Source organism: Sphingobacterium rhinopitheci, from assembly GCF_022627575.1.
Taxonomy (GTDB): Bacteria; Bacteroidota; Bacteroidia; order Sphingobacteriales; family Sphingobacteriaceae; genus Sphingobacterium; species Sphingobacterium rhinopitheci.
In genome coordinates, this window is record NZ_JADEYQ010000042.1 from 1 (window position 1) to 8,277 (window position 8,277).

Annotated in this window: 9 protein-coding genes and 1 pseudogene; 3 read left to right on the top strand and 7 right to left on the bottom strand. The window is 31.3% G+C overall.

Annotated elements, in window-relative coordinates:
* Positions 1-271: 271 nt before the first annotated feature.
* The 3 genes from IP023_RS15460 to IP023_RS15470 all read left to right on the top strand — a co-directional run bounded on the left by IP023_RS15460 (position 272) and on the right by IP023_RS15470 (position 2,400).
* Positions 272-910, top strand: coding sequence for a type IV toxin-antitoxin system AbiEi family antitoxin domain-containing protein (locus tag IP023_RS15460; RefSeq protein WP_241791312.1), 639 nt, complete (start codon positions 272-274; stop codon positions 908-910).
* Positions 907-1,761 carry a nucleotidyl transferase AbiEii/AbiGii toxin family protein gene (locus tag IP023_RS15465; RefSeq protein WP_241791313.1) on the top strand — a complete coding sequence of 285 codons (855 nt, stop codon included), beginning with the start codon at positions 907-909 and terminating at the stop codon, positions 1,759-1,761. Before IP023_RS15460 ends, IP023_RS15465 begins: the two co-directional genes overlap by 4 nt.
* Positions 1,762-1,929: 168 nt before the next feature.
* Positions 1,930-2,400: an ATP-binding protein gene (locus IP023_RS15470; RefSeq protein WP_317224563.1), complete on the top strand. Its 471-nt coding sequence runs from the start codon at positions 1,930-1,932 to the stop codon at positions 2,398-2,400.
* Between the two features lie 372 nt (positions 2,401-2,772).
* On the opposite strand, the gene IP023_RS15475 is transcribed toward IP023_RS15470, so the two are convergent.
* From IP023_RS15475 to IP023_RS15505, 7 genes and pseudogenes are all read right to left on the bottom strand, one after another.
* Positions 2,773-3,096, bottom strand: coding sequence for a helix-turn-helix domain-containing protein (locus IP023_RS15475; RefSeq protein ID WP_241791314.1), 324 nt, complete (start codon positions 3,094-3,096; stop codon positions 2,773-2,775).
* A gap of 463 nt (positions 3,097-3,559) precedes the next feature.
* Positions 3,560-3,973 (bottom strand): annotated as a pseudogene (locus tag IP023_RS15480) (type II toxin-antitoxin system HipA family toxin); the annotation flags it as partial.
* A 30-nt stretch (positions 3,974-4,003) separates the two neighbouring features.
* Positions 4,004-4,573 (bottom strand): type II toxin-antitoxin system HipA family toxin, encoded by a 570-nt coding sequence (locus tag IP023_RS15485; RefSeq protein WP_241791315.1) that lies wholly within the window; start codon positions 4,571-4,573, stop codon positions 4,004-4,006.
* Positions 4,567-4,914 carry a helix-turn-helix domain-containing protein gene (locus tag IP023_RS15490; protein ID WP_241791316.1) on the bottom strand — a complete coding sequence of 116 codons (348 nt, stop codon included), beginning with the start codon at positions 4,912-4,914 and terminating at the stop codon, positions 4,567-4,569. Before IP023_RS15490 ends, IP023_RS15485 begins: the two co-directional genes overlap by 7 nt.
* Positions 4,915-5,171: 257 nt before the next feature.
* Entirely contained in the window at positions 5,172-5,990 is an 819-nt protein-coding gene (locus IP023_RS15495; RefSeq protein ID WP_241791317.1) for a hypothetical protein, read from the bottom strand.
* Positions 5,987-7,102, bottom strand: a complete 1,116-nt coding sequence (locus IP023_RS15500; RefSeq protein ID WP_241791318.1) for a tyrosine-type recombinase/integrase — start codon at positions 7,100-7,102, stop codon at positions 5,987-5,989. Before IP023_RS15500 ends, IP023_RS15495 begins: the two co-directional genes overlap by 4 nt.
* A gap of 2 nt (positions 7,103-7,104) precedes the next feature.
* Positions 7,105-7,464 (bottom strand): helix-turn-helix domain-containing protein, encoded by a 360-nt coding sequence (locus IP023_RS15505; RefSeq protein WP_241791319.1) that lies wholly within the window; start codon positions 7,462-7,464, stop codon positions 7,105-7,107.
* Positions 7,465-8,277 lie beyond the last annotated feature (813 nt).

Sequence of the window (8,277 nt, forward strand, 5' to 3'; positions counted from 1 at the left end):
ATCCAATGGATAAAATAATTTTCAACGATTAGTTGGTGAAAATTTATCTTAAATAATATCTGCTCTAACTTCTTAAGCAATATCAAAAGGAAGCTATTAATTAGCTAGTTTACAAATTCGTGGTACATATACTTTTAAAAAAGTATGTTAATTTAAATAATAATAATCGGAAATAAACCGATTATCGTAAAATTATATTACAAATAAATTATGTTAAAATATTTGCATTAAATCGGAAAAAATCCGATTATTGTAAAATAATTCAACAATAATGGACTTTAGATATTTAGCCAAACAGTTTAATAATGCCCCGTTCACCAGACAGGTCATGCTGGATATGCTCAAAGATTACAAAAGACCAAATGATAAAATTAGTGAACTTATTAAAAATGGAGACCTCATACTCTTAAAAAGAGGACTATATATTCCTGGTAGAAATACAGATTTACCAGTGCCAGAACCCTTTTTAATAGCAAATTATTTATGGGGTCCAAGTTATGTGTCACTTGAGACTGCTCTTTCCTACTGGGGTTTGATTCCGGAACGGGTCTTTGAAATAAGTTCCGTTACGTTGAAGCTCTCAAAAAAAATAAAAACGCCTGTTGGAAGGTTTTCATACCGGTTTATGCCTTTACCGTATTACAGCTTTGGAATAAAAAGCGTAGAACTGATATCCGGACAGGTTGCCCTTGTAGCCTCACCTGAAAAAGCATTATTTGATAAAATAATCAGCACAGCAGGACTTACTTTACGAAGTATATCTCAAACATATGATTTTTTGATTGAAGACTTACGAATAGATGCAGTAGGACTACAAAAGCTCAATGTTAAAGAATTAAGTTCATGGATTCCTGATGCGCCCAAAAAAGAGAGTTTAAGAATACTCATTAAAACCCTTAAAAAATTATGATTAAAGAATGGATTTCGGAATATGACCCTAAAAACACAGAAGAAGTACTTTCAGCTTTAAGGGAAATCATGCAAGAAGTTGCACTGGCCGGTCTATCAAGAACAAATTTTTTTGAAAAGGCAGCATTTTATGGAGGAACGTCCCTACGGATATTCTACGGTCTAGACCGGTTTTCTGAGGATCTTGATTTTTCACTTTTGGAAGCTGACCCCAATTTTTCCCTTGAACCTTATTTCGAAGCTATCTTAACTGAGTTTGAGTCTATCGGGATGAAGGTTAGCATCCGAGAGAAAGAGAAAAAAGAAAAAACAAATATTGATTCAGCCTTTCTGAAATCTGAAACAGAATGGAAAGAGCTGGTATTGGAAGATATAGTAAAACAATCTGGTATTAAATCTACCAACAGGGGCATAAAGATTAAGATAGAAGTCGACCGTCAGCCACCTCTGGGATTTACAACAGAAATGAAACTATTAACTCACCCCTTTTCCTTTTATGTAAAATGTTTCGACAAACCGAGTCTATTTGCAGGAAAAATGCACGCACTCCTATTCCGCAAGTGGAAAAACAGAGTGAAAGGAAGGGATTGGTATGATTTGGAGTGGTATATAAAAAAAGGTATATCTCTTGATATAAACCATTTTAAGCTTAGAGCAATAGATACTGCTGACTGGATGGAAAAAGAAATGACCCAAAATGACATCTTAGAACTTCTTCATGAGAAAATCAAAACTATTTCATTTGATCATGTAAAAGAAGATGTTGTTCCATTTATAAAAAATGATACGACACTTGAAATTTGGGGGGAACAATATTTTAATGACTTAGTGGAGAAACTTAAATTCCAGTAAACACATCTCGATCAAGCTTTTATTAAGGTTGATATTACTTGTAATATTCAAAATCATTCCATCACGCTCTCGATCTATAATAGATTATTGATCAAGAGCGTGATACTTTATGTACTAGATGACATTTGAACGTTTTCGGAGACTAATATATTACTTAGGTAAAGTATAATACTTTCACTAGGCTTTATAAACCGTCGGGAGAATATTATCCTAACAGGTCCTGCTGGTTGTGGTAAAAACTTCCTTGCGCAGTGCGTAGGTGTCAAAGCCTGTCAAATGCTCTTTAGGACATTACATCTCAATACGGGTAGGTTCTTTGATATGGTGAAAATAGCCAAACTGGATGGCACTTACCATAAATTGCTTAAAAGGATTGAAAGAACTGAACTGCTAATACTCGATGACTTTGGACTCACTTCTATAGATCAGCAGGCAAGAACGGCACTGCTGGATATTATAGAAGATCGCTATAACAGTGCATCATTGATAATAGCCACGCAGATACCAGTAGAAAAATGGCATGGGTTGATAGGCGAAAGTACTATCGCTGATGCCATTCTTGATAGGGTCACTTTCTCTTCGCATAGAGTCGAATTGACTGGTGAATCCTATAGAAGAAAAAAGAAATTGGAATCTTAATTGAATTGTATATTATTGTAATAGGAAAGTGGCCCAATGACTAGCGAAATAATTGGCCCAATGACGCCGAAATCACTGGCCTAGTATCACCGAAATAGACAAGAGGTAATAAAGGCAAATCATTATATGGAACTCTTCGATCAAATTTACTCATATCATATAAGGGTAAGTTTTACTTCTATGTTTTAAACAAGGGTAAAAATAATAAAAAAATACTCTCATTAAGCATTCGAGTGTAAAAATTACCTCTGTTACAGAACCAGTAGTATAATTTAGTCTCGATAATCCCTAATTTTAAAAGTACAACACCAACAATTAATAAAAAATTTAATTCCATTTAAAATTCAAAAAATAGAGATATAATATTAATATTTATCTCTTTAAATAGATGTCTGACAAAACACCTAATTGATCTTGAGTAAGCTTTTGACCATCTTTGAGCCAAGCTTCTAATTCACTCTCATAAAAATACAGTCGATTACCCTTTTTAAAATGTGGTATTTCTAAATTTTTGGATTTACGATAAATACTAGGTATAGAAAGTAACAATATTTGAGCGGCCTTAGATACGCCTATTGGTCTTTCTCTACTATCAATAACTTGAGGTTTTATTGAACCTAGTACTCTTTTTACAGTTTTTTCGATAATATCAACAAATTCTTGCTTGTTGATATTAGTAATCGATACTTGTTCCATAAGATAATATTAAGTACGAATAGTTAATGAAACAAAGTTACTTCTGTAAATCTTCCTTTATGCCAAAAAGGAAATTAAAGATTTAATTTATTTAAAAATTGAATATCAAAATCCTCATTGAGATACTTTTTCAAAGTTCCAGCTATAGGTTTACTAATTTCTTTAAATCTATTCTGTATTTTATCTATCATCATGTCATTTCCTTGATTAAATCCCCATCTATTTGCTTTGCCAAGGATTTCTCAACTTGATACATTTCCGCATATCTACTCCAATCTTTCACCAATTCAAGTGCTTACTCTATGATTTTTACTGGATTACGAATAGAGTTTTGTTCGGCAATTGCCATCAAATCTGTACGTCCTAAATCTTTACGTTTACCGTTGATACTCAAATTATGCTGACTCACCCATAAACTATCCGGACGATATGCGAAACATATATCGTAGGCGGGAGCTAGTTTCTATTTGCCCTGTGCATCCATCAAAAATGAAAAGTTTTTAGTGTGATCATCACAGTTTCTTGCAATCACGTTAAATACCATTCGCTTAAAAATCTGTTCTGCTTCAGCATAGCTTAATCTTAATTGGCGCATCGTCTGGAAAACTTGCTCGTAACTATAAGATGTAATATTTGCAAAATCATAGTGCTGTATAGCACAAAATGTTTGTACATGTATTTTTTGATGACCATCAATTCTGTCAAACCTTTTAGTCATGAAATGTGTACGATTATTTTCTTCGATGAGTCTTGACTCCATCATTTCAATACCAAAATCTGTTGCCATTTTGTAATAAGCCATTTCTACCCGTCCATACCCTGAGGAAGCGCCAAATTGTACGTCACTAATCTCATCAAACTTGATTAACCAATGCTCAAAACTTTCTTCGGCTAATGTTTGTCCAGATTATATTTTACCTGTAGTGTCATTATATGCAATAATAGCTTTAGGGCCTGCACCTCCAGCAGATGTCCCCATCTTTAATACGTCCATCATTACATCCTCCATTTTGCCTTTGATGGTAATGTTTAGGTTTTCTTTCCTTTCTAATAAGGCTTTAGGTATTTCTACTAAATCTGATAATTCTAAGTCGTAAGATGGTGTTTCTTTACTAATTACAGGTTCAAATTCTAATGCGCCCATGCCACGTTTACCTATGAAACATAATAATTCTACAGGATTTAAGCTATTATCTGGGCGCCCTTGTCGTGCCAACCAAGCATTAATTAATTCTTTACCATATCTATCAGGTAGTGCGTCCGCTAATAATCCAGGCATACCTTTAAAAGTTTCGCTTTCTCTAAATTCAGGAAAACTATATACCTTATTCTTATTAGGCATTTTAATGGGAGCTATTGGAAATTGCTTGATATCAAATTTTGGATCATATTCAAAACTAGCTAAACCTCTATTTGAATCCCAAGCTACGGCACCTACACGTTTACCATATATATTAACAAATGCTGTTGTTACCATCCTAAATCTGAATTATCTTGCTCTTGCGTAATTGGTTTAGATGCTCTTTGTCGTTTTTGTCTTTCGCCTTTAGCTAACTCAATTGGGCTAGGCTCTTCTTGCACATCAAAACTATTTAAAACATATAGTACGTCTAAAATACGTAAGATCTTAATGAGATTGACTAAAGATATATTCTCACCCCGCTCAAGCATACTTAAAGTTGTACGGCTTATAGCAGCTTTTTGGGCTAATTCACTCTGTGTTATATTTTCTTTAATACGTATTTGTTGAATAAAGAACCCTATTTTTTGCAAAATAGCTTTATCCGATAAATAAGTAATGTCTATTATATTGTTCATATAGTACAAATTAACCTATTAATACACAATATTCTACACATTAATATTTTGTTAAATATTACATAATTAATGTACAAAATAAAACGCATAAACTAAATAAATTATAATTTATGCATTAAATACTGGACATTAAAAAACTAGAATAATATTTATTCTAATCGATTAACCAAATTTTACTTCCTTAATTTAAAAAACGAATAAAATCCTTGAACTCAAAACCCACTGAAGAATCTATATAATTATCTACACAATATTTTTTAAAGATTTAGTTTATTTAAAAATCGAATATCAAAATCCCCATTGAGATACTTTTTCAAAGTTTCAGCTGTACCTATGCTCTTTCCACTATTCAATTTTCTAAACTTTCTATTCAACCACTTTGCTAAAGCTTTCTTTTCAACTATTAAATACCCAGAGCCAATTAAAAATTTAAAAAAATCACAAAACTTTTTCAATTCTTTTATATCAATATCATATATATCATCATTAACCCTTCCATGGATGAACTCTTGTTCAAATTTAACTCTATGATCCTCATTAGGAATGATACTTCTAAAATATTTCTTTATAACTAGTAAATGATTGGATTCAGCAATACTTAAGTTTAGTTTAACATATCCAAACTCTTCGGGACTTTTACGAACAAAACTTCTGTGATGCTTTATATTTAATTCAGCCTCATAAAGATCATTTTTAATGCTATATAGAGGTAATATTTTATTACTTATAAAATCTAAATATCCAAGCACAATAGGATGATCACTACCTGAGATTAGATGCTTAATCATAGAAAATTCAGAAATAGACTGTTTAAGAGATATCAACCTATCATGGACGTCAAATCCCTCCTCTTTTGATAACAACATTCTTATTACTTCTAATTGGCCTTGTAAGAAATCATTAATAACGTTAGTTCCTTCTAGTCGAAATTTTAGATTATCCAGATACGTATAAACTATTTCATAGTTTTCATTAGGAACGTAATCATTATAAAAATTTTTAAAATCATCCCAAAGATCTATCGATACGTTTATGAAATCTCTACCTGCATTACAATTAAACTTATTTAGCCTCATATGATTATGCTATTTGCAATTTTTACACGCTGACCAATTTTCATGTGGCTGTAAATTTCAGTTGTTTTAAGATTTTTATGATGCAACATTTCTTTGCCTGCATAAATACCATGCTTCTCAATTACAATAACAGCGTAAGTATGTCTGAAATTATGCCAGGTTATTTTCTTCTTTATTCCAGCTAAATGCAACCACCTTTCCAATAATTTATTATTGTTAGCTGAATACTTTAAGCCTCTAAATACTTGATCATTATTTCCGCCTATTTTACCCATAAGTTCAAATGCTTGTTCGGAAATAGGATGATAAATATGATCTCCCATTTTTGCACTTTTCAATCTTAAACTATGTTTATTTATTGAATCATAAGAGTACGAATTCCATTTTAAAGGAAAAACATCACTCACCCTTAAACCAGTTACAATACAAAATAAAGCCGCTCTTTTTATTGTATCAACTTCACAAGGCGTTTCCATTAATTTTTTAATTTCATCATCTTCCAAAAATTCACGAAATGGATTTTCAGCTTTAGGAGATTGAATCCTTGAAGTGAATTTTTTAGAAATAAGTCCTTGTAAAAATGCTTCTTTTATAGCTGCTTTGAACTTATTGTAATACATGTGCTTTGAATTAGGACTTAATTTATTCATTTCACTTTTAAGTGTGGTTGTCCTTTCTAAATACATTTTGAAATCTCTACACAATTTTTCTGTTATATCTTTAAACTTACAGCGGTTATTAGTGAATCTACAAAAATATGCATATGAACTTTTCCAAGTGTTATAATTACCGTCTGATGTAGCACGTTTTTTTGACTCTTTTTTAAAGAATTCCAAGAAGCTTTCTTCTTGTGCAAAAAAAGATCCCTCCTCAAATGCTCCAGTAAGTAAGCTATTAGTTCTTTCTATCCTAATTTTATCTGCAGCAGCTTTTATGATTTCATTTTTTTGCCTTTCTAATGGATCTTTAGTATTCTTTTTATAATAAAGTTTTAAATACTCTCTACGAGTGGATTTACCTGTTTTGGGGTTGACGATAGGAGGATAATAGTCTAAATATAGACTTACACGACCATCTTTCAATTGACTTTCTCTTAATTTAACGTTTATCATGGTTATAATTTTATAAATTCAAAAATATCTGCTCGAGCTATAATTACACGCCTACCGATCATTGTGACTTTTATTCGTCCATGCTTAATTAATCTCCATAGTGTACTACGGCTAATTCCTAAAAGTTGACATGTTTCAACTACATTAAGTACGGGTTTATTTGAGCCCACATCAGTTGATTTAGGATTTTTTAATTTCTCATGTGTTTCTTCGAGAGATTTCAAAAGTTTTTTATCACGAATCTCCTTCTTATAAAATCTGCTATTACAAGTTTTGCTACAGAATCGTGTTACTGTTGTCCTTGCTAAGAAAGCATTCCCGCAAAAATCGCAAATGCGACTAATCTTAATATTACTTGACATGTTTATTTAAGTTTATATTGTTTCATGAAATCACCTCGCAATGTTTCCTGATGTTTCCTCATGTTTCCTGACGTTTCCTGATGTTTCATAATTCCACCACGTCATTTTAAATTTGTACAGATTTTGTATTTTTCACTTTCGACGTACAAAATCCGTACAAATCCATAACAAAGAACACAAACCAAATATAAGTAAAAATAAATAAAAAACCCCTTAAAACATTAGTTTTAAGGGGTTTATATATTATTAGTAATTATCCGTTATTACCGTTAATTACGATTTATTTGCCGATACAATTCATAACAAATACTGATTATCATTTAGTTACAAAACACCGCAACATTAAAGCAACATACTGACATAAAAACAATCTTTTCACGTACAAATTAAGATGATTTATCAGACAGTAAGTAAAGAATATATTGTCTGATAAATCCACCATTAAAATCACCAATGGCTACTTTTAGTACCTATGAATAAACTATAAAATTGATGCTATTTTTAAAATCATGTGGCTGATAAGCCCCCTATTCATTCCACTTTCATAAAAAATGGTCAAACACGACTTATCTGATAATAAATAAAATAATATTGTCCAATATTTCACACTAACAAAAAAAAGCCTACTTAATAAGTAGACTTTTGTTAATTCAAAATGAATGCTAAAGAAATTCACTTTTAATCTATTAACTATTATAAATTAACATTATAAAAGATTGTAATACTTTTCATAACCAACTTCATAAAATTTTAATAATTCTTTATCTTCTTCACTAAGTGAATTCTTAATTAAACCATTTATAAATTCATTGT

Excerpts from the sequence above, each read along its gene's own strand:
- IP023_RS15460 (WP_241791312.1), top strand. The coding sequence starts at position 272 with ATGGACTTTAGATATTTAGCCAAACAGTTTAATAATGCCCCGTTCACC.
- IP023_RS15465 (WP_241791313.1), top strand. The coding sequence starts at position 907 with ATGATTAAAGAATGGATTTCGGAATATGACCCTAAAAACACAGAAGAA.
- IP023_RS15475 (WP_241791314.1), bottom strand. The coding sequence starts at position 3,096 with ATGGAACAAGTATCGATTACTAATATCAACAAGCAAGAATTTGTTGAT.
- IP023_RS15485 (WP_241791315.1), bottom strand. The coding sequence starts at position 4,573 with ATGGTAACAACAGCATTTGTTAATATATATGGTAAACGTGTAGGTGCC.
- IP023_RS15490 (WP_241791316.1), bottom strand. The coding sequence starts at position 4,914 with ATGAACAATATAATAGACATTACTTATTTATCGGATAAAGCTATTTTG.
- IP023_RS15495 (WP_241791317.1), bottom strand. The coding sequence starts at position 5,990 with ATGAGGCTAAATAAGTTTAATTGTAATGCAGGTAGAGATTTCATAAAC.
- IP023_RS15500 (WP_241791318.1), bottom strand. The coding sequence starts at position 7,102 with ATGATAAACGTTAAATTAAGAGAAAGTCAATTGAAAGATGGTCGTGTA.
- IP023_RS15505 (WP_241791319.1), bottom strand. The coding sequence starts at position 7,464 with ATGTCAAGTAATATTAAGATTAGTCGCATTTGCGATTTTTGCGGGAAT.